This is a genomic window from Pseudidiomarina salinarum (assembly GCF_000753715.1).
Lineage (GTDB): Bacteria > Pseudomonadota > Gammaproteobacteria > Enterobacterales > Alteromonadaceae > Pseudidiomarina > Pseudidiomarina salinarum.
Window position 1 is genome coordinate 163,820 of the sequence record NZ_JPER01000001.1, and the last position, 24,575, is coordinate 188,394.

27 protein-coding genes are annotated in these 24,575 nt (G+C 55.0%); 19 read left to right on the forward strand and 8 right to left on the reverse strand.

The window, feature by feature from the left end; all coding sequences use genetic code 11:
• Positions 1-2: 2 nt before the first annotated feature.
• The 4 genes from rimK to mutH are packed head-to-tail and all read right to left on the reverse strand — an operon-like array spanning position 3 to position 2,785.
• A complete protein-coding gene (rimK, locus tag IDSA_RS00745) occupies positions 3-911 on the reverse strand; it encodes a 30S ribosomal protein S6--L-glutamate ligase (RefSeq protein ID WP_034773520.1) in 909 nt (302 codons plus the stop codon).
• A complete protein-coding gene (locus tag IDSA_RS00750; protein WP_034773523.1) occupies positions 908-1,339 on the reverse strand; it encodes an ATP-dependent zinc protease family protein in 432 nt (143 codons plus the stop codon). Before IDSA_RS00750 ends, rimK begins: the two co-directional genes overlap by 4 nt.
• Positions 1,340-1,394: 55 nt before the next feature.
• Positions 1,395-2,087, reverse strand: a complete 693-nt coding sequence (locus IDSA_RS00755) for a DUF2982 domain-containing protein (RefSeq protein WP_051985969.1) — start codon at positions 2,085-2,087, stop codon at positions 1,395-1,397.
• Positions 2,084-2,785: a DNA mismatch repair endonuclease MutH gene (gene mutH / locus IDSA_RS00760; RefSeq protein WP_051985970.1), complete on the reverse strand. Its 702-nt coding sequence runs from the start codon at positions 2,783-2,785 to the stop codon at positions 2,084-2,086. Before mutH ends, IDSA_RS00755 begins: the two co-directional genes overlap by 4 nt.
• Positions 2,786-2,864: 79 nt before the next feature.
• On the opposite strand from mutH, the gene rppH reads away from it, so the two are divergent.
• From rppH to tcdA, 6 genes are read left to right on the forward strand one after another with little or no spacing between them, the layout of a single operon-like run.
• A complete protein-coding gene (rppH, locus tag IDSA_RS00765) occupies positions 2,865-3,398 on the forward strand; it encodes an RNA pyrophosphohydrolase (protein WP_034773526.1) in 534 nt (177 codons plus the stop codon).
• 1 nt (position 3,399) lies between these two features.
• Positions 3,400-5,673: a phosphoenolpyruvate--protein phosphotransferase gene (gene ptsP, locus IDSA_RS00770; RefSeq protein WP_034773529.1), complete on the forward strand. Its 2,274-nt coding sequence runs from the start codon at positions 3,400-3,402 to the stop codon at positions 5,671-5,673.
• Between the two features lie 27 nt (positions 5,674-5,700).
• The gene (locus tag IDSA_RS00775; RefSeq protein ID WP_034773531.1) at positions 5,701-6,492 is read left to right on the forward strand and encodes a sulfite exporter TauE/SafE family protein; all 792 of its coding nucleotides are present in this window, start codon (positions 5,701-5,703) and stop codon (positions 6,490-6,492) included.
• 3 nt (positions 6,493-6,495) lie between these two features.
• Positions 6,496-7,347, forward strand: a complete 852-nt coding sequence (gene lgt / locus IDSA_RS00780; protein ID WP_034773541.1) for a prolipoprotein diacylglyceryl transferase — start codon at positions 6,496-6,498, stop codon at positions 7,345-7,347.
• Entirely contained in the window at positions 7,344-8,195 is an 852-nt protein-coding gene (locus tag IDSA_RS00785) for a thymidylate synthase (protein ID WP_034773544.1), read from the forward strand. The genes lgt and IDSA_RS00785 overlap by 4 nt, the downstream gene beginning before the upstream one ends.
• 6 nt (positions 8,196-8,201) lie before the next feature.
• On the forward strand, positions 8,202-8,981 hold the full coding sequence (gene tcdA / locus IDSA_RS00790) for a tRNA cyclic N6-threonylcarbamoyladenosine(37) synthase TcdA (RefSeq protein ID WP_034773546.1): 780 nt from the start codon (positions 8,202-8,204) through the stop codon (positions 8,979-8,981).
• On the opposite strand, the gene IDSA_RS00795 is transcribed toward tcdA, so the two are convergent.
• Positions 8,961-9,389 (reverse strand): SufE family protein, encoded by a 429-nt coding sequence (locus tag IDSA_RS00795; protein ID WP_232221244.1) that lies wholly within the window; start codon positions 9,387-9,389, stop codon positions 8,961-8,963. The two genes, tcdA and IDSA_RS00795, sit on opposite strands and share 21 nt — an antisense overlap.
• A gap of 122 nt (positions 9,390-9,511) precedes the next feature.
• On the opposite strand from IDSA_RS00795, the gene IDSA_RS00800 reads away from it, so the two are divergent.
• The 3 genes from IDSA_RS00800 to IDSA_RS00810 all read left to right on the forward strand — a co-directional run bounded on the left by IDSA_RS00800 (position 9,512) and on the right by IDSA_RS00810 (position 13,213).
• Entirely contained in the window at positions 9,512-10,261 is a 750-nt protein-coding gene (locus IDSA_RS00800) for an electron transfer flavoprotein subunit beta/FixA family protein (RefSeq protein WP_034773548.1), read from the forward strand.
• Positions 10,258-11,187: an electron transfer flavoprotein subunit alpha/FixB family protein gene (locus IDSA_RS00805; RefSeq protein ID WP_034773550.1), complete on the forward strand. Its 930-nt coding sequence runs from the start codon at positions 10,258-10,260 to the stop codon at positions 11,185-11,187. Before IDSA_RS00800 ends, IDSA_RS00805 begins: the two co-directional genes overlap by 4 nt.
• Positions 11,188-11,386: 199 nt before the next feature.
• On the forward strand, positions 11,387-13,213 hold the full coding sequence (locus IDSA_RS00810; protein WP_034773552.1) for a DUF1302 domain-containing protein: 1,827 nt from the start codon (positions 11,387-11,389) through the stop codon (positions 13,211-13,213).
• Positions 13,214-13,340: 127 nt separating this feature from the next.
• On the opposite strand, the gene IDSA_RS00815 is transcribed toward IDSA_RS00810, so the two are convergent.
• Positions 13,341-14,231, reverse strand: a complete 891-nt coding sequence (locus IDSA_RS00815) for a nucleotidyl transferase AbiEii/AbiGii toxin family protein (RefSeq protein ID WP_034773554.1) — start codon at positions 14,229-14,231, stop codon at positions 13,341-13,343.
• Positions 14,232-14,756, reverse strand: coding sequence for a type IV toxin-antitoxin system AbiEi family antitoxin (gene abiEi / locus IDSA_RS00820; protein WP_034773556.1), 525 nt, complete (start codon positions 14,754-14,756; stop codon positions 14,232-14,234). It lies immediately after the preceding gene.
• Positions 14,757-14,951: 195 nt separating this feature from the next.
• Here abiEi and IDSA_RS00825 point away from each other — a divergent pair, with 195 nt between their 5' ends.
• Together IDSA_RS00825 and ung are read left to right on the forward strand one after the other, a co-directional pair.
• Positions 14,952-17,015 (forward strand): S9 family peptidase, encoded by a 2,064-nt coding sequence (locus IDSA_RS00825; protein ID WP_034773558.1) that lies wholly within the window; start codon positions 14,952-14,954, stop codon positions 17,013-17,015.
• An 8-nt stretch (positions 17,016-17,023) separates the two neighbouring features.
• Positions 17,024-17,665: a uracil-DNA glycosylase gene (ung, locus tag IDSA_RS00830; RefSeq protein WP_034773560.1), complete on the forward strand. Its 642-nt coding sequence runs from the start codon at positions 17,024-17,026 to the stop codon at positions 17,663-17,665.
• A gap of 1 nt (position 17,666) precedes the next feature.
• On the opposite strand, the gene IDSA_RS11950 is transcribed toward ung, so the two are convergent.
• Positions 17,667-17,837: a DUF3545 family protein gene (locus IDSA_RS11950; protein WP_084693995.1), complete on the reverse strand. Its 171-nt coding sequence runs from the start codon at positions 17,835-17,837 to the stop codon at positions 17,667-17,669.
• Between the two features lie 191 nt (positions 17,838-18,028).
• On the opposite strand from IDSA_RS11950, the gene suhB reads away from it, so the two are divergent.
• The 8 genes from suhB (at position 18,029) to hscA (ending at position 24,574) form a co-directional block, all read left to right on the forward strand.
• Positions 18,029-18,832 carry an inositol-1-monophosphatase gene (gene suhB, locus IDSA_RS00835; protein WP_034773562.1) on the forward strand — a complete coding sequence of 268 codons (804 nt, stop codon included), beginning with the start codon at positions 18,029-18,031 and terminating at the stop codon, positions 18,830-18,832.
• 17 nt (positions 18,833-18,849) lie between these two features.
• Positions 18,850-19,596, forward strand: coding sequence for a tRNA (cytosine(32)/uridine(32)-2'-O)-methyltransferase TrmJ (gene trmJ, locus IDSA_RS00840; protein WP_034773565.1), 747 nt, complete (start codon positions 18,850-18,852; stop codon positions 19,594-19,596).
• Positions 19,597-19,659: 63 nt separating this feature from the next.
• Positions 19,660-20,148: a Fe-S cluster assembly transcriptional regulator IscR gene (gene iscR, locus IDSA_RS00845; RefSeq protein ID WP_034773568.1), complete on the forward strand. Its 489-nt coding sequence runs from the start codon at positions 19,660-19,662 to the stop codon at positions 20,146-20,148.
• 24 nt (positions 20,149-20,172) lie between these two features.
• Positions 20,173-21,387, forward strand: coding sequence for an IscS subfamily cysteine desulfurase (locus IDSA_RS00850; RefSeq protein WP_034773570.1), 1,215 nt, complete (start codon positions 20,173-20,175; stop codon positions 21,385-21,387).
• A gap of 62 nt (positions 21,388-21,449) precedes the next feature.
• Positions 21,450-21,833 (forward strand): Fe-S cluster assembly scaffold IscU, encoded by a 384-nt coding sequence (gene iscU / locus IDSA_RS00855; protein ID WP_034773572.1) that lies wholly within the window; start codon positions 21,450-21,452, stop codon positions 21,831-21,833.
• Between the two features lie 3 nt (positions 21,834-21,836).
• Positions 21,837-22,160, forward strand: coding sequence for an iron-sulfur cluster assembly protein IscA (iscA, locus tag IDSA_RS00860; protein WP_034773575.1), 324 nt, complete (start codon positions 21,837-21,839; stop codon positions 22,158-22,160).
• 9 nt (positions 22,161-22,169) lie between these two features.
• A complete protein-coding gene (gene hscB / locus IDSA_RS00865; RefSeq protein ID WP_034773577.1) occupies positions 22,170-22,682 on the forward strand; it encodes a co-chaperone HscB in 513 nt (170 codons plus the stop codon).
• A 20-nt stretch (positions 22,683-22,702) separates the two neighbouring features.
• Positions 22,703-24,574, forward strand: coding sequence for a Fe-S protein assembly chaperone HscA (gene hscA / locus IDSA_RS00870; RefSeq protein ID WP_034773579.1), 1,872 nt, complete (start codon positions 22,703-22,705; stop codon positions 24,572-24,574).
• Position 24,575: the final 1 nt, after the last annotated feature.

Sequence of the window (24,575 nt, forward strand, 5' to 3'; positions counted from 1 at the left end):
TGTTAACCTTTGCCACCTTTAGTGCGCGTACGATGCAGTTTCGCGTTTTTTTCGATAAAAGAAATGATCTGTGAGGCAACATCACGGTCCGTGGCATTTTCAATACCTTCCAGGCCCGGCGAGGAGTTCACTTCCATCACCAGCGGGCCGTGGTTAGAGCGCAGTAAATCCACACCCGCTACGTTCAGGCCCATGGTTTTAGCGGCCTTTACCGCAGTGGCGCGTTCGGCCGGGGTCAGTTTGACCAGGCTGGCTGAGCCGCCACGGTGCAGGTTGGAGCGAAACTCGCCGGCTTTGGCCTGGCGCTTCATGGCGGCAATGACTTTATCGCCAATCACGAAGCAGCGGATATCAGCACCACCGGCTTCTTTAATATATTCCTGCACCATGATGTGCGATTTCAGCCCCATAAAGGCTTCGATAACGCTTTCGGCGGCCTGACGGGTTTCTGCCAGTACCACGCCGATGCCCTGGGTGCCTTCCAGCAGTTTAATCACTAACGGAGCACCGCCAACCATGTCCATCAGATCCGGAATGTCCTGCGGCTGGCTGGCAAAGCCAGTGGTGGGCAGGCCAATACCTTTACGGCTGAGCAACTGCAGTGAGCGCAATTTGTCACGGCTACGCGAAATCGCGACCGACTCATTGAGCGGGTAGGTGCCAATCATCTCAAACTGGCGCAGTACCGCGGTACCGAAGAAGGTAATTGAAGCACCGATGCGCGGAATAATCGCATCGTACTGTGGCAGGCCCTTACCTTTCATATGGATCGAGGATTCGCGGGCGTTGATGTTCATGTAACAGCGCAGCGGATCCAGCACGTCCACTTCATGGCCCCGGTCTTCGGCCGCTTCAATGAGACGGCGGGTCGAATAAAGCCTGGCATTACGCGACAAAATTGCAATTTTCATGAAGGTGCTCCGGGTTTGCCGATTAAATAGGATGCATCAGGATCAACCAAAAAGTGGCCACGCATGGCCTGGCGTCCTAATAACATGCGAAATTTCATGGTATCTCTGTTGGTCAGAGTCAGTTCTATCGGCTGGCTGAAGGTACCGAGCCGCAAGGTACTTTTAATCACGTAGCGCAGTTCGGTATGGCCGCCGGAATCCGTGACCGGCCGCTGATCATGAATGCGGGCCTCACAAATCTGTTCGCGATCGCTGTCCTGCTCCGGGTGTAACCAGATGCGCAGCCAGTCTTCACCATCTTTATCAAATGGTTCCAGCCGGAATGCGTGCAGGCAGGAGGTGCGTGCGCCAGTATCAACTTTCATTTTAAGGGCAGGAATGCCCAGATCGGGGAGAGCTCCCCATTCGCGCCAACCTAGTGTTTGCATGCGCTGATTTTAATCCTTTTGCTGTCCGACTGTCGATCAATCAATAGTAGCACGTTTACAAATGTTCGTTACGACTGGCCTGTAGTTGACGCAGCCACTGAATAAACTCGTCCAGCGGGCGGTCAAGGGCGCTCTCAGGCACATACAGCTCGTACCCCAGCAGCTCGCGCAACTGCCGACAGCGAATGGCAAACAAAGCCTGCACACCGGTGTAACGGGTACCGCTGGGGGCGATAAAAGCATCAGGAATATCAAAGTAGGGGCTGTAGTCTTGAATGTCGGGTCGCTCATGACGCAGCGCTGTGGTCAGCAGATGGCGCTGCTCGCTGATGAGGTGCGTCGACAGCCGCGGCGAGATGCTCTTGAGTATGGGTTCGATATCACGCAGACAAAATCCCACATAGGGCAGTTCGATGGCATCCAGACCTTTGTGGGTGCGCGGACAGTCCACCCGCACCACATTATCCCAGTCCAGCTGCCAGGTGCCACGATGATGCAGGTATTCGATTTGCCCGGGGGTGATATTAAGGCTGATCTCAGGTTCAAATACCTTGGCCCAGCCGAGAAAAATCAGTGCGGCGCTGATTATCCACAGCAACGCCCAGGCGGGGGTTGGCAGGGGCGCGTCAATCAGCCATAAGAACATGCTGATCGCAAAAATAAACAAGCCCAGCAGGGCAAAACCGACGCCGTGTTTGCGGGCGGCGGGGCTGATCGCATGCATGACTTTAGGCAAGGGTGCTGTCATCCGGCCTCCTTGGTAGTTGCCTTGGGGCTAGTGGCTTGCGGCTCCATCTGAAAGGTCTCACAGATAATCTGCCAGGTAAAACCTGTCTTCAGGTAGAAGCCCCGTGGCAGGGTTTTGATCAGTTGCCCCTGTTCGCCAATCGCGTCGGTAGTGACCCGGCCGTTGGCGGCTTTGGGGCGCAGTTGCAGTACGTCACCCTGATGGGCGGTGATCTGTTCCACCTGGCCCAGGGCAATGCGATCCATATGTTCCTGCCAGTCGCGCTGCAGCTGCGACTCCTGTTGCTCACTGGGTTGCCAGAAAAAGGCGGTGCCCACGGTGCGTTCGGCCAGCGGGATCTCACGGCGGCCGTCAATGGGGATCCACAGCACGCATTGCAGTTTGTTACGTACGTTACTGGTTTCCCAGCTCAGATCATCCACATGGGTCAGCGGTGCGGTGCAGACAAAGGTGGTTTCCAGCGGCCGGCCGCGCGCATCCAGCGGGATAGTTTTGAGCTCGACGCCCAGATCAGGGAAATCCTGCAGCGCCTGCGAGCCCGCCGCCGCGCCCAGCGCCCCTTCCAGCAACTGGCCCACCCAGCCTTTATGCCGGCGCAGATCCGCCGGTACCTTAATTCCCTGGTCTGCCGCCAGCTCAGCAAAGCTCCGGCCTGCCAGCGCACTGGCCCGGTGGAACAAGGTTTGCAACTTTGTCATATAAATGAATAACTCCTTTCATTAGTAGCCTGATTATGGAAAAATCCCAGACAGAAGTCGAATTTAAGAGGATGCCCGCGTGATAGACGCAGAAGGATTCCGGGCCAATGTCGGGATCATCATCTGTAACGATCAGGGACAAGTGTTTTGGGCGCGTCGATTTGGGCAACATAGCTGGCAGTTTCCCCAAGGTGGCATTGATGATGGCGAAACCGCCGAACAAGCCATGTACCGGGAACTCTATGAAGAAGTCGGGCTGAAGCCCGAGCAAGTTGAGATAGTCTATACCAGTCGCAACTGGTTTCGCTATCGCTTGCCAAAACGGTTAGTTCGACGCGAACAACGACCGACCTGTATTGGTCAGAAACAAAAGTGGTTTTTGCTGCGACTTGCCTGCAACGAACAGGACGTTAACGTGCTGTGTTCAGGCCACCCGGAATTTGATGACTGGCGTTGGGTCAGTTACTGGTATCCGGTGCGACAAGTCGTGTCGTTTAAACGGGATGTGTACCGGCGCGTGATGAAAGAATTCGCGCCTGTGGTGATGCCGGCTTTGAGCCAGCAGCCGCCTAAGCATCCGAAGCGGCAGCGACCCCCACGTCGGAAACGCTAATATGCTGCGAGTACTGCAACGCATTGTCGAAGCTGTGAATCAGGCGCCGGACTTTGAGCTGGCGCTGAAAACCATGGTGCGTCAGGTAAAAGAAGCGCTGCATACCGATTCCTGTACCGTTTATCTCGCAGATCATGACCAGAAGCAGTTTGCGCTGGCAGCCACTGACGGTCTGGAAGTGACTTCCGACCAACCCATTCACGTGCCGTTCGGCGAAGGCGTGATCAGCCTGGCTGCGCGCCGTGAAGAACCCCTGAATTTAGCCAATGCTTATGAACACCCCAGTTTTCTGAAACTGCCCCAGGTAGACGAAGAGCGCTACTGCGCCATGCTGGCCGCGCCGGTGATCCACCAGCGGCGGGTGCTGGGGGTACTGGCGGTGCAGCAAGAGAGCGCCCGCGCCTTTACCCGCGATGAAGAAGCCTTTGTGGTCACCCTGGCGGCGCAGCTGGCGGTGGTCATTGCCCATGCTGAAGCCAAGGGCTTATTACGTACTGCCAATCAATCCGCCTGGCTGCATACCGTAAAAGGCCTGCCGGCAGCGCCCGGGGTCAGTATCGGTGAGGCCTATGTGGTCAAGCCACCGGCGCGGCTCAGCAGCGTCACCCCCAAGCGTACCGATAAACCCGAATTTGAAATCCGCCGTTTTCGCAGTGCCGTCGCCCACACCCGGCAGGAACTGAACGAACTGAGCGAGCGCATGCAGGGGCAGGTGGCACAGGAAACCCTGGCGATTTTTGATGTCTATCACGCCATGCTCGATTCCACCAACCTGGGGCAGGAAGTCGAACAGAGCATTAACCAGGGCTGGCGTGCCCAGACCGCGCTGAAGCAGGTGGTTGAGAACCTGGTTAATCAGTTTGAGAACCTTGATGACGAATATATCCGCGAACGCGCCAGTGATGTGCGCGATCTCGGCCAGCGCATTTTATCCTATCTGCAGGAACGTGACCGGCGCCATCACAGCACCCCGGAGCAGTGCATTCTGGTCGCTGAGGAAGTCACCGCGACCATGCTGGCCGAGCTGCCCCACGCCGATATTATCGGCATGGTTTCGCTGCGCGGCTCAGGCAACTCCCACGCCGCCATTATGGCGCGCAGCATGGGTATTCCCGCGGTACTGGGTGCCACTGACATTGATCTGAACGACATTGCCGGTCAGACCCTTATCGTTGACGGCTACAACGGCGATGTGTTTGTCAATCCGCCGCTGCAGGTCGAAAACGAATACCGGCAACTGGCCGAAGAAGAACTCGAACTACGCGAAAAAGTGATGGGTGCCCGCGGGCTGCCGGTTGAAACCACCGATGGCGTGAAAGTCGACCTGCAGCTGAATGTGGGCCTGAATACCGAGCGCGACTGGCTGAAAGAACTGGACGTAAAAGGGGTGGGCCTGTACCGCACCGAATTCACCTTTATGGCCCGCGACCGGCTGCCGACCGAAGATGAGCAGGTCGAACTTTACGGTCAGATCCTCGAGCAGTTCGCGGCTGGTCCGGTGGTGATGCGCACCCTGGATGTGGGCGGCGACAAACCGCTGCCGTATCTGCCGATTGTGGAAGATAACCCGTTTCTGGGCTGGCGCGGCATCCGTATGACGCTGGATCATCCGGAGATCTTTCTGGTACAGATCCGCGCCATGCTGCGTGCCTCGGTGGGGCGTAACAACCTGCAGATCCTGCTGCCGATGATCACCACCGCCGAAGAAGTTGATGAATCAGCGCGCATGGTGCGCCAGGCCTACCACGAGGTGGCCGAAGAGTTTAACTCCGATGGCGAGCAACGCCTGCAGGAGCCGAAGATCGGCGTCATGATTGAAGTGCCGGCGATGATTTACCAGCTGCACTCGGTGGCCGACAAGGTTGATTTTTTCTCGGTTGGCACCAATGATTTAACTCAGTATATGCTGGCGGTGGATCGCAACAATCAGCGGGTTGCCGGGTTATATGATGCCTATCATCCGGCAGTGTTGCATGCGCTGCAGCAAATAGCTGATCGCTGCCGTGAACTCAATAAGCCGGTTTCGATTTGTGGCGAACTGGCCGGTGAACCCGGCGGCGCGCTCTTGCTCATCGCGATGGGCTATCGCACCCTGAGCATGAACAGTTACAATATCGATCGCATCCGCTGGATCATTCGCCACAGCAAGGCCGCGGATCTTGACGGACTGCTACAGAAAGCGCTGGTAGCCCGCTCGCCGCAGCAAGTGCGCCAGGCGGTCACTATGTTACTGGAACAAACCGGGCTGGGCGGCTTTGTCCGCGCCGGCGGCTGATAGCAAAAAACAGCAAAAGGAGAACGAGTGCTCATCACAGGCTGGTTATGGTGTTTGGCCGGGGGTATGGTTGCCGGATTGCTGGCGGGCATGCTTGGGATTGGCGGCGGACTGGTCATCGTACCGCTGCTGATTTATCTGCTGCCGATACTGGGCGTAGAGCAGGAACTGGTGATGCAGATGGCGATCGCGACCAGCCTGGCAACCATAGTGATGACCACCTTAAGTTCGGCCCGTTCGCACCTCAAGCACGGTCAGATCAGCTGGTTCTGGGTACGACGTCTGATCCCCGGCCTGATGGTAGGCGCGGTGCTCGGTGCCTGGCTGGCCACCTTGCTGAAACCTGAATGGCTGCAGCGGATTTTCGCCGGGGTATTAATGATTCTGGCGGTGCGTATGCTGATCCCGCAACGCACCGGCGAGCCGCTGACCGATGTGTCCAAGCGGCTGATGGCGTTAATCAGCGCCTGCATGGGAACGCTGGCGGCGCTGGTGGGCATCGGCGGTGGTTCGCTCACGGTGCCCTTGCTGCAGCGGTTGCGGGTACCAATCCGGCAGGCCATCGCCGTGTCATCGGTGGGCAGTTTAAGTATCGGCCTGACCGCGGCGCTGGCCTTTATTGTGCTGGGGCAGCGGCTGGAAGGCAGCGCCGGGTTGCTCGGCTATGTGCACTTTGAAGCCTGGCTGGCGATTTCAATCGCCTCGGTGGTCTGCGCGCCATTTGGTGCCACCCTGACGCAAAAAATTCCGGTGAAGCGCCTGCAACTGGGCTTCGCCTTATTTCTGGTATTTATCTCAGTTAATCTGGTTATAGGATAACCCATGCAATCCGAGTCGGCGTTTAGCAACTACATGGTTCACCCCAATATTGATCCCATCATTGTCAGCATCGGGCCGCTGGATTTGCGCTGGTACGGGCTGATGTATCTGCTGGGCTTTCTGTTTGCCTGGTGGTGGGGCAACCGCCAGTGCGATATGACGCACTACAAGCAGGTCGGCTGGACCCGCCAGCGCTTCAGCGACTTATTGTTCTGGGGCTTTATCGGCGTAATTATCGGTGGTCGCATCGGCTATGTGGTGTTTTACCAGTTTGACTACCTGCTGCAAAACCCGCTGTACCTGTTTGATATCACCAGTGGTGGCATGTCGTTCCACGGCGGCCTGCTGGGTGTGATCACCGTGCTGCTAATCTTTGCCCGCAAAATGCAGATGAGCTTGCTGCAGGTGGGTGACTTCGTCGCGCCACTGGTACCCATCGGGTTGGGGCTGGGCCGTATCGGTAACTTTATCAATGGCGAACTCTGGGGACGGGTTACCGATGTACCCTGGGCCATTATCTTCCCAGCCGCCGGGGCCGAGCCCCGGCATCCGTCGCAACTATATCAGGCCGGCCTTGAAGGCCTGCTGCTGTTTATTATTCTGGCGGTGTACAGCCGCAAGCCGCGGCCAACCGGTGCGATCAGTGGCCTGTTCCTGGCGGGCTACGGGCTGGCGCGCTTTATCGTTGAATACTTCCGCGAGCCGGACCGCCATCTCGGCCTGCTGTCGATGGGCTGGTCCATGGGCCAGTGGCTGTCGCTGCCGATGGTGATGATTGGCGCCGCGTTGATTATCATGGCTTACCGCGCTAAGCCACCGGCGAAGCCGAAGCCAGCCAGGGGGCGCAAAGCATGAACCAGTATCTGGCCTTATGTCAGCGCATCGTCGATGAAGGCGTATGGGTTGAGAACGAACGCACCGGCAAACGCTGCCTGACCGTGATCAATGCGGATCTGGAATACCGCGTCGATAATAATGAGTTTCCGCTGATCACCACCCGCAAAAGCTACTGGAAAGCCGCCATTGCTGAGCTTATCGGTTATATCCGTGGCTATGACAATGCCGCGGATTTTCGCGCCATTGGCACGCCAACCTGGAATGCCAATGCCAACCTGAATGAAGCCTGGCTGAATAACCCTTACCGCAAGGGCGAGGACGATATGGGCCGGGTGTACGGAGTGCAGGGCCGGGCCTGGGCTAAACCCGAGGGCGGCAGCGTGGATCAGCTACGCAAGGTGGTCGATAACCTGAAGCAGGGCATCGATGATCGCGGCGAGATTATCAGTTTTTATAACCCCGGTGAGTTTCATATGGGCTGTCTGCGCCCCTGTATGCATACCCACAACTTCTCCTTGCTGGGCGATACCCTGTATCTGACCAGCTTCCAGCGCTCCTGTGATGTGCCGCTGGGGCTTAACTTCAATCAAATCCAGGTGTTCGTGTTTCTGGCACTGATGGCGCAGATAACCGGCCATAAGCCGGGCATCGCCTATCACAAGATAGTGAACGCTCACATCTACGAAGACCAGCTGGATTTAATGGTTAACGAGCAACTGCAGCGCGAGCCCTTCCCGTCGCCGCAGCTGGAGATCAATCCGGATATCCGCACTCTCGAAGATCTGGAAACCTGGGTGACCATGGATGACTTTAAGGTGCACGGCTATCAGCACCATCCAGCCATTCAGTATCCGTTTTCGGTGTAGCCGGGTATGAGTGATCAGCGTTTCAGTGGTATCCAGCGGGTCTACGGCAACACCGCCTTCGACGGTTTTCAGCACAGCCACGTGGCGGTCGTTGGCCTTGGCGGCGTCGGCTCCTGGGCGGTAGAAGCGCTGGCGCGCAGCGGCATCGGCGGTATTACGCTTATCGATCTGGATGATGTTTGTCAGAGCAATATCAACCGCCAGCTGCCTGCCTTAAGCAGCACCGTGGGTCAGCTGAAAACCGAAGTGCTGGCGCAGCGCGTCAGGGACATTAACCCGGCCTGTGAAGTGCGGGTGATTGATGATTTTCTCGGTGAAGAGAACCTGGAAAGCTACCTTGGCGACCCCGTTACGGCGGTGCTTGATGCGATTGACAGTGTGAAGGTCAAAGCGGCACTGATCGCCTGGTGCAAGCGTCGCAAACTGCCGCTGATCACCTGTGGTGGTGCCGGCGGTCAGCTTGACCCGGGGCAGGTGGTGTCCGGCGATCTGGCCAAGGCCACGCAGGACCCGTTACTGGCAAAAGTAAGGGCTAACTTACGCCGGGACTATAATTTTTCGCGCAATCTCAAGCGCAGCTTCGGAGTTACCGCAGTCTACTCGACGGAGCAACTGCGCTACCCCACCGCCGCCGGCGAATGCACCTTTGAGAAAACCAGCACCGGCGACGTGCGGCTGGATTGCAGTTCGGGGTTTGGTGCCACTATGCCGGTAACTGCTACCTTCGCCATGCACGCGACTGCCTTACTGCTGAAAAAAATCGCTTCAGCCAGGGCGCGCGGCTGACTCCTTTAGCAGCGTGACAGCAGCACGCAGGCCGTTGCGGCGCGAGCTGCTGACAAAATCCGTCAGCCCCAGTGCCGCCAGATGGGCATCGAGATCGTAATCCGCTACCTGTTGCGCTGAAGCGCCATCAACCGCTTGCTGAATTAATGCCAGCAAGCCTTTAACCACCCGTGATTCGCTGTCAAAGCGCACTTCAATGCTATCTTCAGCGGTATCGTCAGGGCGCAGGTTCAGCAGCAGCCACACCCGCGCTTCGCAGCCAAATACTTCCTGCGCCATATCGCGCTCAACCGCGCTGAAGGTGGGCAGGGTGGCGGCTTGTTGCACCAGAAAGCGCATTCGCTGCTCACGGCCACCCATGGCCGTTCTGAGTTGCTCAAGATCGGATTCCGTCAGTACACCGTACACATGATGCTCCTCAAAATTTACGCTGAAAACAGCCAAAATCATGCGGCAAGAGTACCATTTTTACCGAAAAAAATGTTAATCTGCGTGCACTCCCGATTTTAAAAAGTACAGGAACCACAACGATGAAAGTATTAGTGGCAGTCAAACGGGTCATTGATTACAACGTGAAAGTTCGCGTAAAAGCGGACCGTTCAGACGTTGATCTGGCCAATGTAAAAATGGCACTGAATCCGTTCTGTGAAATCGCCGTAGAAGAAGCGGTGCGACTGAAAGAAAACAACATCGCCGATGAAGTGGTGGTGGTATCTATTGGCCCCAAAGCCGTGCAGGAACAGTTACGCACCGCGCTGGCACTGGGCGCCGACCGCGCTATTCAGGTTGAAACCGACGAGATGCCAGATTCACTGGCCGTAGCCAAGCTGCTAAAAGCAGTCGTTGAAAAAGAGCAGCCGCAACTGGTGATCCTGGGCAAACAGGCAATCGATTCGGATAACAATCAGACCGGCCAGATGCTGGGCGCGCTGACCGGCATGCCGCAGGGCACTTTTGCTTCTAAGGTTGAAGTTGCCGATGGTAGCGTGCAGGTTACCCGTGAAGTTGACGGCGGCCTGCAGACCGTGAAGCTGAAGCTTCCGGCTATTGTTACCACCGACCTGCGTCTAAACGAACCCCGTTATGCGTCGCTGCCAAACATCATGAAAGCCAAGCGCAAGCAGCTGGATGTGCTGACCACCGACGAGTTGGGTGTGAGCGTAACCCGCAGCGTGAAATTACTGAATGTTGAGCCACCGGCAGAACGCAGTGCCGGCGTGAAAGTAGCAGACGTGGCTGAACTGCTGGATAAACTGAAAAATGAGGCGAAAGTAATATGAGCATCCTCGTTATCGCAGAACACGACAATAAAGAACTGAGCACCGCCACGCTGAAAACCCTGACCGCCGCCCAGCAGATTGGTGATGATATTAATGTACTGGTAGCTGGCGCAGACTGTCAGGGCGTTGCCGACGCTGTCGCTAAAGTTGCCGGGGTGAAGAAAGTGCTGGTGGCTGACAACGCCGCTTACGGGCATTTTATGGCGGAAAACCTGGGTGAGCTGGTGGCGCAGCTGGGCAAAGACTACAGCCACATCCTGGCGCCGGCGACCACTACCGGTAAAAACTTTATGCCCCGTACCGCAGCGCTGCTGGATGTCGCGCAGATCTCGGACATCATCGGCGTGGAAAGCGGCGATACCTTTAAGCGGCCGATTTATGCCGGTAACGCTATCGCCACTGTGCAGTCAGAAGACGCCATTAAAGTAATCACCGTGCGCGCCACGGCCTTTGATGCGGTGGCAGCAGAAGGCGGCGACGCGACCACTGAAGCGGTTGATATCGTCATTGATAACGACAAAGCGGAATTTGTTGGCGAGCAGGTGGCTGAATCTGAGCGGCCTGACCTGACTTCGGCACGGGTCGTTATTTCCGGCGGCCGCGGTATGCAGAACGGCGAAAACTTCCACTTGCTGGAAAAAGTCGCCGACAAACTGGGCGCTGCCGTTGGCGCGTCGCGGGCTGCAGTTGATGCGGGTTTTGTGCCAAACGACATGCAGGTTGGCCAGACCGGTAAAATCGTCGCGCCGGACCTTTATATCGCCGTAGGTATCAGCGGTGCTATTCAGCATCTGGCGGGTATGAAAGATTCCAAAATCATTGTTGCTATCAACAAAGATGAAGAAGCCCCCATCTTCCAGGTTGCCGACTACGGTTTAGTCGCTGATTTGTTTGATGTATTGCCGGAACTCGAGAAGCAGCTGTAAGCGCGGCTGCATGACCTGTTTGAAAAGGGCGCCTGACAGTAGTCGGCGCCCTTTTTTTTGGTTAACTTTTCTTGATCGACTACTTGCATATTTGTAACTCATCGGACATGATTGAACGCATCACGTGTTTTATAACGTTTAAAGAACGAGCCAAGCAAGCTCCCGGGATTAGGTGGCTAACATGAAAAGAAGAACAACTATGCTAAAAAAATTACCACTCGCGACAGCAATAGCGCTGGCATTTTCAGGAACCGCAGCCGTACAGGCCGCTGAATTCACTGCCGGCGATTTCCGTATTAAGTTCGACTCTATTATCTCCTATGGTGCCGCCTGGCGGATGGAAGATCGGGATATGCGCCTGATCCATCCGGGTAATATGGACGGTGGCATGGGTCAGTCGGGTGTGGCTGATGACGGCAACCTGAACTATGACAACGGCGATTTGGTTTCGTCCGTTATCAAAGGTGTGCATGATTTAAGCATTGACGGCGGCGATTACGGCGCCTTTGTTCGTTTTAAATACTGGTATGACGATGTCATTAAAAACCAGGAAGTGCCGCACGGCCATACGGCCACCAACTATTTCCCTGATGTAACCTTAGACAACGACGGCCTGGATGATTATTCCACCGGCTCTGGCTTTGAGTTACTTGATGCCTTTGTTTATAGCTACTTTGATTTAGGTAAGCTGCCGGTTAACGTCCGTTTGGGCCGTCAGGTACTGAGCTGGGGCGAAAGCACCTTCCTGTTCAGTGGTATTAACGCCATTAACCCGGTCGATGTGAATGCGATTCGCCGTCCTGGCGTAGAAATTAAAGAAGCGCTGCTGCCGGTTGGCATGCTGAGTGCGAACATCGGCCTGACCGGTGGCACCAGCTTAGAGCTCTTCTATCAATATGAGTGGGACAACACCAAGCTTGATGGTTGTGGTACCTTCTTCTCAACCGTTGATATTTTAGGTGGACCGGGCTGTAACAAAGTCACCCTGAACCCAACTCTGGTTCCGGGCAATCCGGGTTCGTCACTGAGCGACCGTGAATCGGTGCAGTTCGGTGCCTATCTTGACCGTTCACCGAACATCGAGCCTGATGACGGCGGCCAGTATGGTTTCGCGCTGCGTCATTATTCAATGGACCTCGATGTTGAGTTCGGCGCTTACTATATGAACATCCATAACCAGACGCCTATCGTATCGGCGGTTAACTGGGTTGAGCAGCCGTCTGCTGGTATGACGCATCCGGATGGTTATCCGATTGCCGGTCCAAACTATCTGCTTGAATACCCGGAAGACAATGAAATCATGGGTGCCAGCTTCAGTACCAACGTTGGTCTGTGGGCCTTAGCCGGTGAATATAGCTTCCGTCCTGATCATCCGATTCAGATCAATACCACTGAAATCCTGACTGCTGGTTTACGCGCAGGCGTACCCAGCACCTTCAGTAACCGGATTGAGCGCGACAGCACTGGTGCTATTACTAACTTAGGCGAACTGCAAAGCGGTTACGATGAGCAGGATGTCAGCCAGTTCCAGGTCACGACCATTCGGTTCTTTGAAAATGTCCTGGCCGCTGAGCGGATCACCTTCATTGCTGAAGCTGGCGTGAGCAAGGTCCATTCATTACCAGGTCTTGATGAGCAACGCTATGGCCGTAACCCGGTTTATGGTAAGTGCCTGACGATGGCTGATCAGATGCAACTGGGTAATCCGTCGCCAACTGCCGACATCAACTGTGAAGGCTTTGTGACGTCAAGCTCATGGGGTTACCGGGCGCGCGTGGTAGGTCAGTACTCAAACGTATTCCAGGGCTGGAACATGGTCCCGACCATAGCTTTTGGTCATGACGTGAACGGTTATTCGTCAAACGCGAACTTCCTTGAAGGCCGTAAAACAGTTGGCCTGAGTGTCGACTTTGACTATCTGAGCACCTACAAAATCGGCGTTGGTTACAACATCAATAGCGGCAGCGATTACGAGCCGGCTTCGGATCGTGACTTCGCCGCAATAAGCTTCAGCTACAGCTTCTAAGCTCAGCGCGGAGATAGCTAACGAGTGCCAGTCAGTTAAACTGACTGGCACTTTTTTTTATTGAGATAAAAGAGTAGCGCATCGGTCTACACATTATTACATTTTAGGTAATTATCTGTATAGCAGGTCAAAACCCCATATCAAATCTGGTTTTAGAGTTATCTGCGGCCAGTACCAAAGCTGACATAGCCTTAATTTCGGACCGCACATAAGCCCAGTACTCTGGATTATCGAGAGTTCTTTGTCTGATTTTGCCAGGCACGAAACGGCTCATCTCGCTATGAAAGTCTTTGCGGACCTCGTCATCCCGCAATAATTTATCAACCTGAATAGTAAGAGCCTGAGTAAAGTTTTCCCTGGTTTTATTTCTTGCTTCGAGCTTTTTATCGATTAGTTCATTTGAAACGCTCACGCCTCTTTGGTTGATCCAGGCAATATCCCACACATCACGCGGCTTGATGCGCCGCCCCCGATAAGCCAGCGCGATAAATTTATCGGCCAGAATTTCTTCCAGCGACTGGACGGGAATGAGCAAGCCTTCAGTTGGGACCACTATATTGTAATGGTTTATCAACGGCCTCTTCTGAATATCGAAAGACGGAATAGCGCACACGTCGACATGCATCTTCTGACGGGGTAAATCAGGTCGGTTCGCCGCTTTCTCAATGCTGATTTTCCAGGAAGAGGTGTCTCCCTGCTTGCCTGCGTTTGGTTTATTTACCCATACCTCAGTCTCGTATTTTTCTTGTATGTATTTTTGAAGTTCAGTTTCCAGCCCATCGAAGTCAGGGGGGCGGAAGGCATGCCCAGCGTTGAAATCCAAATCTTCGGATAGCCGGGAGCTGTTGTAACACAAACGAAGCGAGGTACCACCAATGAAAGTGAGCGAGTGCATGAGCCCTTGCTTTACCATCACCGCCATGATGTCGTGATGGAGAATTTCTTTTTCGATCACCGGCGCGACGGCGGCGTAATCTTGATCCGAATCGACGATTTGTTTTATATATTCATTAAGCATTTAGCTCTCCAGCATGGACAGATTTCGTTTACAGTCCTTGAGATCCGCAATGGCTTGCTGCGTCCTGGCGCGGTACATGTTGATATTTGCATCGAAATAAAGGTTTGGCTCGATTCTGGCGATCGGCTTCTCGGTATGCGTGAGTTCAATGACTCCGTAAGGTGTTGAAAATACCCCACTCCGCCCCTTGGTAACCACGGTGAGCCTGTCTATAACTACCTGGGATATGTCGCCGGTATAACTGAGCTGGCTTTCCAGACTGATATAGTTCAGCACGCCGCCTCGTAGTTTCTTAACAATCTTGTAGATGGCGGTGGAAGGATCGGGCGGGGTTAGAGTACTTTCAAATATTCCCTGCGCTAATCTGCGAACAACGCCCTTTTTTACACAATCAGTGAGAAACTTAGTGAATGCTGGCGTGAATGGCTCGCCCATCATAAAAGCCAGTTCCGGCGCGGTATGAATTCCGCCACCGGCTTTTACAGAGCTCGCAAACGCAGATAATAATTTTTCTGTTTTCGTCATGTGACCAACATTTAATTACGTTATTAGTAATAAATTGTAGACTATATAGCCCTTGTCTACAATCTAGCCATTTTTCGTTCTGTTTAACAGCAACAACCAGCAGCTTATCGATTTGATCTTGCGAAATGGGTCAGGCTGCGCAATCCTCGGCTCAGATAAAAACGTTTTAGCGAACGATAACAAGGGAATTCAACCATGAAACGTATCCTTATTACGGCGTTGCTTGCTGCTGCAACTGCCACCGCAAGTTACGCGCTGCCAGCAAACGCGGCTGAGAGCGCCAAACAGCAGTCGAACAAATTACAGCTTGATGATGTTTTCCAACTGGAATATGCCAGCAGCCCGGCGGTTCACCCGGCCGGCGGCTACACGGTGTTTGTCCGCAACTACATGGACATTATGGACGATCGTCGCGTGGGGAACCTGTGGCGGGTGGATAATAAAGGCGAACTGCGGCCGCTGACCGGCGGTCAGTTTATCGATCACTCGCCGGTCTGGTCGCCCGATGGCAAGCAGCTGGCCTTTGTGTCGAACCGCAGCGGTAGCATGCAGGTTCACCTGTACTGGGCTGATAGCGGTGAGCACGCACCCGTCACCCGGCTGACCAGCTCGCCTTCCAATTTAAGCTGGTCACCGGATGGTAAATGGATCGCCTTCAGCATGTTTACGCCACGCCCGGCGAAAACACCGGTGAGCCTGCCAGGCAAGCCCAAAGGCGCCGAATGGGCAGAGCCACCGCGTTATATTGATAAAGCCAATTATCGCTATGACGGCGCCGGCTATGCGCCTGAAGGCTACACCCAGATCTATGTGATGCCGGCCAGCGGCGGCTCACCCCGCCAACTGACCTTTGCTGATTACAATCATGGTGGCACTCTGGCTTGGAACGGCGATTCCAGCCAGATCATCTTCTCGGCCAACCGCCGCGAGGATGCCTTTGACCAGCCGCTGAACTCAGAACTTTACGCGGTGACCATTGATGATCGCACGGTCAGCCAGCTGACCACCCGCTTCGGGCCGGATCACTCGCCGCAGGTGAGCCCTGATGGCAAGCGTATCGCCTGGCTGGGCTTTGACGATGAGAAAATGAGCTATCAGCTGACCCAGTTGTACGTAATGGATCTGGGCGGCGACAAACCGCGCCTGCTGACCGGCGAGCTGGATTACAGCGTCGGCGATATCCAGTGGGCAGCGGACAGCCGCGGCCTGTACTTTGCGTATGACAAGCACGGCAAAGGGCATATTGCTTATCAGAACCTGAGCGGTAAGCACAGCGTGCTGACCGACAACATGGGTGGCCTGAGCTACTCACGTCCGTACAGTGGTGGCAGCTATGATGTCGCCGATGACGGCAGCCTGGTGTACACCCTGGCGCATCCGCAGCGGCCGGCTGACCTGATGCTGCAAACCAGCAAGCTCAAGCGCAAGCTGACCAGCCTTAACGATGATCTGCTTAACTTCAAGGAACTGGCCCGGATCGAGGAGATCTGGTACGAATCCAGCCACGATGGCAAGCAAATCCAGGGCTGGATCGCTTATCCGCCGGGCTTTGATCCAACCAAAAAATATCCGCTGATCCTGGAAATTCACGGTGGTCCGCACACCGCTTATGCCGGCTCGTTTGCGGCTGAGATTCAGCTGATGGCGGCCAAAGGCAATGTGGTGCTCTACACCAACCCACGAGGCAGTACCAGCTACGGTGAAGCCTTCGCCCAGGAAATCCATCACAACTATCCGAGCCACGATTACACGGATCTGATGGACGGCGTCGACGCGGTGATCGAAAAAGGCTTTATTGATGAAGACAAACTCTATGTAACCGGCGGCAGCGGCGGTGGCGTTCTGACGGCCTGGATTGTCGGTCATACGGATCGCTTCGCGGCAGCCGTGGTCGCCAAGCCGGCCATCAACTGGTACAGCTTTGTGCTGACCGCTGATGCCTATAACTACTTCACCAAGTACTGGTTCCCTGGCGTGCCATGGGAGCATACCGAGCACTACATGAAGCATTCACCGATCAGCTACGTGGGTAATGTGACTACGCCCACCATGCTACTGACCGGTGAGTCGGATTACCGCACCCCGATTTCTGAGTCTGAACAGTATTACCAGGCGCTGAAACTAGCGGGCGTGGAAACCGCCATGGTCCGTGTTCCGGATGCTCCGCATGGCATCTACACCCGGCCGAGTAACCTGATGGGTAAAGTGGCCTACATTCTGCACTGGTTTGAAAAATATCCGAAAGCAGAAGATAAGTAAGGGCACACATGAAAGACTGGTCGGATTTAATCGGCGCGGAAAAGCAGAAACAGTATTTTAAAGATCTGCTGGACCGTGTCGGCGCCGAACGGGCGGCAGGCAAAACCATCTATCCGCCGCCCGATAAAGTCTTTAATGCCTTTAAGCTCACGCCTTTGCACAAAGTGAACGTGGTAATAATTGGTCAGGATCCGTATCACGGCCCTGGCCAGGCCCACGGCCTGTGCTTTTCGGTGCCCAAAGGCGTCAAAAAGCCGCCCTCGCTGCGCAATATATTCAAAGCCCTGAAGCATGATTTCCCCGATTATGAAGAACCCACCCATGGCAATCTCGAGCACTGGGCGGAGCAGGGCGTACTATTGCTCAACGCGGTGCTGACGGTTGAACAAGGCAAAGCGCATTCCCATGTCGGTTGGGGCTGGGAGCGTTTTACTGACAAGGTCATTGAGCAAATCGATCGCCACTGTGAAGGCGTCGTGTTTTTACTCTGGGGCAATTATGCGCAGAAGAAGGCCGACTTTGTTGACGGCAACCGTCACCATGTACTGACGACAGTGCACCCGTCACCGCTATCGGCGCATCGGGGTTTTCTGACCTGTGGTCACTTTGCTGAAACCAACCGGCTGCTGGATGAGCCGATTCGTTGGTAAGCTAGTATTCCAGTTGGTCGAGTTCGAGATCCAGTCCGAAATCCATTTCCTGTAGCTCCTGGCGCAAACGATATTTTTCTTTTATCGCTTCAATTTCCCGCCATTTGCGCTTACCTGCACTTGCTTTATCCGCTTTAGATTCATTTTGAGATAGCTCGTCTGAATGATCCACGGGACCCTCCTGGCTCTTATGTTTCTTATTAGATTAAGTTTTTAGCGCAACATCTAGATAACACAGAGCAAACATCCGGTCAAGCAATGATCGATCGGGCAATGCCGGATCAGAACAGATAATTGCCTGCTGGTAAAATTTAGCCTATAATCCGCGCCCACAAATGTTCTTTCACAGTACAGGTAATTGGTATGCATCCCATGTTAAACATCGCGGTGCGCGCAGCGCGTGTGGCCGGTAAAATTTTGGTCAAAGATTTCGGGGTCGAAGTGGACCTCAATGTGCAGGTGAAAAGCCAGCACGATTTCGTGACCGAGCTTGATAAAGCGGCAGAGAACGCGATTGTTCGTAACATTCTTAAAGTCTACCCCGACCACAGCATCCTGGCTGAGGAAGGCGGCGAGATCATCGGCAAAGATGCGGACCACCAGTGGATTATTGACCCGCTGGATGGCACCACCAATTACCTGCGCGGTATCCCTCATTTTGCGATCTCCATCGCGTATCAGTACAAAGGTTCAGTGCAGGCAGCGGTCATCTATGATCCGTTGCGCGAAGAGCTGTTCACCGCCACCAGAGGTGCCGGCGTGCAGTTAAACGGCAAACGTCTGCGCGTAAAAAACCAGCGTGACCTCAACGGCGCCCTGTTGGGCACCGGCTTCCCGTTCAAACGTAAAGATTTGGCTCCGCAATACCAGGCTGTGTTCAGCGATCTGTTCGCGCAGGTGTCCGACATGCGTCGCGCTGGTTCGGCGGCACTGGATCTGGCCTATGTCGCGGCCGGCCGGATGGATGGTTTCTGGGAATTTAGTCTGCAGCCGTGGGATATTGCCGCGGGCGCGCTCATGGTGCGGGAAGCAGGCGGCCTGGTAACGGACTTCGCCGGTGGCCATGGCTTTATGGACAGCGGGCATGTGGTGGCCGGTAACCCGAAAGTGGTGCAGGGCATCTTAGCTAAGGCGCGTCCGCACCTGCCGGCCAGCATGAAGAAATAAGTACTGCAGGAGCGACCATGTTAGGAAACATCCGGATAGTACTGGTGAATACCTCGCACACCGGCAATATCGGCTCGGTGGCGCGGGCAATGAAAACCATGGGCTTGAGCCAGCTGACGCTGGTGGACCCGGTGCAGGCACCCGACAGCCATGCCTCAGCACTGGCGGCCGGTGCCACCGATGTACTGCACGGTGCTAAAATCGTGCCGACGCTGGCCGAAGCCATTGCCGACTGCGGCCTGGTCATTGGTACCAGCGCCCGCAGCCGTACCCTTGACTGGCCCCTGCTGAATCCGCGTGAATGCGCTGCTAAATTGCTGTCGGAAAGCCCCTCGTACCCGGTAGCGCTGGTGTTTGGCCGTGAAAGCAGCGGCCTCACCAACGACGAGTTGCAGCAGTGCAGCTTCCATGTGCATATTCCGGCTAATCCTGAATACAGTTCGCTGAATCTGGCGATGGCGGTGCAGACCCTGGCCTATGAAGTACGGATGCAGTTTCTGGAAGCCGATGCGGTGCCTGCCACCGATGATACCCAATACCCTCTGGCTGGCGACCTTGAACGCTTTTATACCCATCTGGAACAAACCCTGACGCAGACCGGTTTTATTGTAAAACAGCACCCCGGTCAGGTGATGGCCAAGTTACGCCGGCTGTACACCAGAGCCCGGCCAGAAACCATGGAACTGAATATACTACGGGGTATTTTAACCTCGTTTGATAAGGCCGTTGTTAAGGCCGCGGACAAGAAGCAGGACGACGCATAATACTTGACTGTTTTAGTCAGGTATGGAAGAATCTCTGGTAATAACTAAGGAGATTCAGCAGCTATGAGGTTAACCTCGAAAGGGCGCTACGCCGTTACTGCCATGCTCGACGTTGCGCTACATACAGAACAGGGACCGGTATCTTTAGCCGATATATCTGAACGTCAGGGTATTTCGCTAAGCTATCTTGAACAATTGTTCGCCCGGCTGCGTAAACACGGGTTGGTGAACAGTGTCCGTGGTCCCGGTGGCGGTTACCGGCTTGGGCATACGCCCGATGCGATTTCTGTCAGTGCTGTAATTCAGGCGGTGGATGAGTCGATAGACGCCACCCGCTGTCAGGGTAAGGGCGGTTGCCAGGGTGGCAGTCGCTGTCTGACCCATTCGCTGTGGGAAAACCTGAGCGACCGAATTGAAGACTTTTTAGCAAATATCAGTCTGGCCGAATTAGTCAGCCAGCGAGATGTGGCGAGCGTTGCGCTACGCCAGAATGCACAAATCGCGGAACAGAAGAAGCGCGCTCAACGTATCGCTCTCAACTGTGACATTTGACGCGAACCGGAGGAAATAGAGCAGATGAAATTACCGATTTATTTTGATTACGCCGCGACCACCCCTGTTGACCCTCGTGTGGCGGAAAAAATGATGCAGTTTCTGACCCCAGACGGTCAGTTTGGTAATGCCGCGTCGCGGTCACACCGGTTTGGCTGGCAGGCTGAAGAAGCCATTGATATCGCCCGTAATCAGATCGCTGATCTGGTCAATGCTGATCCCCGTGAAATCGTATTCACCTCAGGCGCAACCGAGTCAGACAACCTGGCTATCCGTGGTGCGGCTGAGTTCTACCAGAAAAAAGGCAAGCACATCATCACCGCCAAAACCGAGCACAAAGCGGTATTGGATACCTGTCGCCAGATGGAACGTCAGGGCTTTGAGGTAACTTACCTTGATGTGCAGGAAGACGGCCTGATCGATATCGAAGCATTCAAAGCGGCGCTGCGTGAAGACACCGTACTGGTGAGCATCATGCACGTGAACAACGAAATCGGCGTGATTCAGGATATCGAAACCATAGGTAACCTGTGCCGTGCCAACAAAACGATTTTCCATGTCGATGCCGCGCAAAGCGCCGGAAAAGTCGACATCGACCTGGCGAACCTGCCGGTCGATCTGATGTCCTTCTCAGCGCATAAAATGTACGGCCCCAAAGGTATTGGTGCGCTGTATGTGCAGCGTAAGCCACGGATTCGCCTGAACGCGCAAATCCACGGTGGCGGCCATGAGCGCGGCATGCGCTCCGGTACCCTGCCAACCCACCAGATCGTGGGCTTTGGCGAAGCTGCTGCCATCGCGAAACAGGAAATGGCTGCCGAGCGCGAGCGTTTTCACGCGCTGGCCGAGCGGCTGTGGAATGGCGTAAAAGACATCGAAGAAGTTTATATCAACGGCAACCAGGAACAGGGCGTACCGCATATCTTCAACATCAGCTTTAACTTTGTTGAAGGCGAGTCACTGATCATGGCGTTGAAAGATTTAGCGGTATCATCAGGCTCGGCCTGTACCTCAGCCAGCCTTGAGCCATCGTACGTACTGCGTGCGCTGGGTCGCAATGACGAATTAGCGCATAGCTCAATTCGTTTCAGCTTTGGCCGCTTTACAACCGAAGAAGAAGTTGACCACGCGGTTGAACAAATTCAGAAATCTATTGGTCGTCTGCGGGATATGTCGCCACTTTGGGAAATGTACAAAGATGGTGTCGATCTCGATACAGTGGAGTGGGCTGCTCATTAGTACTGGCAACAGTTACAGGCAGCGCACAAACAGACGAGCAAAATCATGAGAGGTAAAGTGTTATGGCATATAGCGAAAAAGTAATCGACCATTATGAGAATCCACGCAACGTAGGTGGCTTCGACAAGAACGACCCGAGCATCGCCACCGGTATGGTCGGCGCACCAGCTTGTGGTGACGTGATGAAACTGCAACTCAAGGTGAACGCGCAGGGCATCATCGAAGATGCCAAGTTCAAAACCTATGGTTGTGGTTCAGCAATCGCATCCAGTTCACTGGTCACCGAGTGGGTTAAAGGCAAATCGCTGGAAGAAGCGGGGCAGCTGAAAAACACCCAGATCGCTGAAGAGCTGGCACTGCCACCGGTGAAGATTCACTGCTCGATTCTGGCCGAAGACGCCATCAAAGCAGCAATTGAAGATTACAAAAGCAGACACGCAGGGTAACAAATGGCAATTACCATGACAGACGCGGCTGCCAAACGAGCGCAGTCATTTCTGGAGAAACGCGGTAAAGGTCTCGGCATCCGTTTAGGTGTGCGCACCACGGGCTGCTCGGGCCTTGCCTACGTGATGGAATTTGTTGACGACATGGATAGCACGGACACCGTGTTTGAAGAGAAAGGCATCAAAATCATCATCGACGGCAAGAGCCTCAGCTACCTTGACGGTACTGAGCTGGATTTCGTCAAAGAAGGCCTGAACGAAGGCTTTGAGTTTAAAAACCCGAACGCCAAAGGCGAGTGTGGTTGTGGCGAAAGCTTCAACGTATAAAAGGGTTCTATGAATCATTTTGAACTGTTTGACCTGCCCGCCGCATTCGAAATCGATGCGGCGGATTTGCAACAGCGCTACCGCAAACTGCAGCAGCAGCTGCATCCTGATCGTTTTGCCCGTGGCAGCGAACGCGACAAATTACTCGCGGTACAGCACTCGGCGCAGCTGAACGACGCCTATCAGACCCTGAAGACGCCTCTCTACCGCGCTGAGTATATATTGCAGCTGCGCGGTATTGATCTGCAGCACGAGCAGCAGACCATCCGCGATCCGGACTTTCTGATGGCGCAGATGGAGTGGCGTGAGCGTATTGAAGAACTAAAGCAGGCAGCGGATAACTTCGCCGCCATCGACAGCGCCTACCGCGATCTGGAAGCCCAGACCCGCGAACTGCAGCACGAACTTGAACGGCATATCGCCGCTGACGAGAACGAAGCGGCAGCCATTGCGGTGCGTAAACTCAAATTTATGCACAAGCTGCGGAGCGAAATCGAGCGCGTCGAAGACAGCGCCGACTAACTAACAACGGATTTAATATTATGGCGTTATTGCAAATAGCTGAACCCGGGCAAAGCACTGCCCCCCATGAACATCGCCTGGCGGCGGGTATTGATCTGGGCACTACTAACTCGCTGGTTGCCACCGTACGCAGCGGCGAGCCGCAGGTGCTGCCCGATGAAGATGGCCGCGCTATACTGCCGTCGGTAGTCTATTACGGCGCAGACGAGATCCTGACCGGCCACGAAGCCCTGGCCAAACATAGCGATGCCTCGGTGGAAACCGAAAACACCATCGTCTCAGTCAAACGCTTTATCGGCCGCACCATCGCCGATGTACAGCGCAACTTTCATAACCTGCCTTATAAACTGAGCGAAACCGAAAACGGCGTGCCGGTATTTGAAACGGCTGCCGGCGATAAAAACGCGGTGGAAGTATCAGCTGATATCCTGCGCACCCTGGCGGTGCGCGCTGAAGCGGCCTTAGGTGGCGAGCTGACCGGCGTGGTGATTACCGTGCCGGCCTATTTTGATGACGCCCAGCGCCAGAGCACCAAAGATGCGGCGCAGCTGGCCGGGCTCAATGTATTGCGGCTGCTGAACGAGCCGACCGCAGCGGCGGTTGCCTATGGCCTGGATTCCGGCCAGGAAGGCCTGATCGCGGTGTACGATCTGGGCGGCGGCACCTTTGATATTTCATTACTGCGACTGCAGGGCGGCGTATTCGAAGTGCTGGCCACCGGCGGCGACAGTGCCTTGGGCGGCGATGATTTTGACCAGCTGATTGTCAACCGGCTGAAGCAGGAATGGCAGTTGCCGGAGCAGGTAGCAGCGCGGCTTGAGCGCGATTTGATTAATGCCGCGAAGCAGGCCAAAGAAGCCCTGAGTACTGCTTCCACTTATACCATTACCATTGATCTAGAAGGCACTGAGCGTAAGTATGCACTTACTCTTGATGAGTTTAATGGCCTGATTGAGCCGCTTATCCGCAAAACCCTGAGCAACTGTCGGCGCGCGTTAAAAGACGCCGGCGTAACGGCTGATGAAGTGCAGCAAGTGGTCATGGTCGGTGGCTCTACCCGGGTGCCGAAAGTGCGCGCGACAGTAGGCGAATTTTTTGGCCGTGAGCCGTTAACCTCGATTGACCCGGATCAGGTGGTTGCCGTTGGCGCCGCCATTCAGGCCGATGTGCTGGCCGGCAATAAGCCGGATTCCGACATGCTGCTGCTGGACGTGATCCCGCTGTCGCTGGGGCTGGAGACCATGGGCGGCCTGGTGGAGAAAGTTATTGAGCGCAACACCACCATACCGGTAGCCAAAGCGCAGGAATTTACCACCTTTAAAGACGGCCAGAGCGCGATGATGATCCACGTGGTGCAGGGCGAACGCGAGCTGGTTGACGATTGTCGCTCACTGGCGCGCTTTGTGCTGACGGATATTCCGCCGATGGCAGCTGGTGCCGCGCATATCCGCGTAACCTTCCAGGTTGATGCCGATGGCCTGCTGAGCGTGACCGCTATGGAAAAATCCAGTGGCGTCAGCGCCTCTATTCAGGTCAAGCCATCTTATGGCCTGGCCGATGAAGATATTACCAAAATGATTAGCGCCTCGATGAGCCACGCCAAGGGCGATATGGCGGCGCGCATGTTACGCGAGCAGCAGGTAGAAGCGGATCGGGTGATTGAAGCCCTAAGCAGCGCCCTGGCGGTCGACGGCGAACTGCTCGATAAAGACGAGCGCGCGCGACTGGATGCGGCCATGGCCGAACTGCGCAAAGCGCGGGCAGGCACTGATACGGACGCCATTGAAGCGGCCATCAAAAAGGTCGATGCGGCCAGCGATGAATTTGCCGCCCGGCGCATGGACAAATCGATTCGCAAGGCCTTGTCGGGTCAACGCGTCGATCAGCTATAAA

Excerpts from the sequence above, each read along its gene's own strand:
- IDSA_RS00750 (WP_034773523.1), bottom strand. The coding sequence starts at position 1,339 with ATGCAAACACTAGGTTGGCGCGAATGGGGAGCTCTCCCCGATCTGGGC.
- IDSA_RS00800 (WP_034773548.1), top strand. The coding sequence starts at position 9,512 with ATGAAAGTATTAGTGGCAGTCAAACGGGTCATTGATTACAACGTGAAA.
- IDSA_RS00755 (WP_051985969.1), bottom strand. The coding sequence starts at position 2,087 with ATGACAGCACCCTTGCCTAAAGTCATGCATGCGATCAGCCCCGCCGCC.
- IDSA_RS00810 (WP_034773552.1), top strand. The coding sequence starts at position 11,387 with ATGCTAAAAAAATTACCACTCGCGACAGCAATAGCGCTGGCATTTTCA.
- IDSA_RS00850 (WP_034773570.1), top strand. The coding sequence starts at position 20,173 with ATGAAATTACCGATTTATTTTGATTACGCCGCGACCACCCCTGTTGAC.
- iscA (WP_034773575.1), top strand. The coding sequence starts at position 21,837 with ATGGCAATTACCATGACAGACGCGGCTGCCAAACGAGCGCAGTCATTT.
- hscB (WP_034773577.1), top strand. The coding sequence starts at position 22,170 with ATGAATCATTTTGAACTGTTTGACCTGCCCGCCGCATTCGAAATCGAT.
- trmJ (WP_034773565.1), top strand. The coding sequence starts at position 18,850 with ATGTTAGGAAACATCCGGATAGTACTGGTGAATACCTCGCACACCGGC.
- abiEi (WP_034773556.1), bottom strand. The coding sequence starts at position 14,756 with ATGACGAAAACAGAAAAATTATTATCTGCGTTTGCGAGCTCTGTAAAA.
- mutH (WP_051985970.1), bottom strand. The coding sequence starts at position 2,785 with ATGACAAAGTTGCAAACCTTGTTCCACCGGGCCAGTGCGCTGGCAGGC.
- tcdA (WP_034773546.1), top strand. The coding sequence starts at position 8,202 with ATGAGTGATCAGCGTTTCAGTGGTATCCAGCGGGTCTACGGCAACACC.
- IDSA_RS00785 (WP_034773544.1), top strand. The coding sequence starts at position 7,344 with ATGAACCAGTATCTGGCCTTATGTCAGCGCATCGTCGATGAAGGCGTA.
- IDSA_RS00805 (WP_034773550.1), top strand. The coding sequence starts at position 10,258 with ATGAGCATCCTCGTTATCGCAGAACACGACAATAAAGAACTGAGCACC.
- suhB (WP_034773562.1), top strand. The coding sequence starts at position 18,029 with ATGCATCCCATGTTAAACATCGCGGTGCGCGCAGCGCGTGTGGCCGGT.
- IDSA_RS00815 (WP_034773554.1), bottom strand. The coding sequence starts at position 14,231 with ATGCTTAATGAATATATAAAACAAATCGTCGATTCGGATCAAGATTAC.
- ptsP (WP_034773529.1), top strand. The coding sequence starts at position 3,400 with ATGCTGCGAGTACTGCAACGCATTGTCGAAGCTGTGAATCAGGCGCCG.
- iscU (WP_034773572.1), top strand. The coding sequence starts at position 21,450 with ATGGCATATAGCGAAAAAGTAATCGACCATTATGAGAATCCACGCAAC.
- IDSA_RS00825 (WP_034773558.1), top strand. The coding sequence starts at position 14,952 with ATGAAACGTATCCTTATTACGGCGTTGCTTGCTGCTGCAACTGCCACC.
- ung (WP_034773560.1), top strand. The coding sequence starts at position 17,024 with ATGAAAGACTGGTCGGATTTAATCGGCGCGGAAAAGCAGAAACAGTAT.
- iscR (WP_034773568.1), top strand. The coding sequence starts at position 19,660 with ATGAGGTTAACCTCGAAAGGGCGCTACGCCGTTACTGCCATGCTCGAC.
- rimK (WP_034773520.1), bottom strand. The coding sequence starts at position 911 with ATGAAAATTGCAATTTTGTCGCGTAATGCCAGGCTTTATTCGACCCGC.
- lgt (WP_034773541.1), top strand. The coding sequence starts at position 6,496 with ATGCAATCCGAGTCGGCGTTTAGCAACTACATGGTTCACCCCAATATT.
- hscA (WP_034773579.1), top strand. The coding sequence starts at position 22,703 with ATGGCGTTATTGCAAATAGCTGAACCCGGGCAAAGCACTGCCCCCCAT.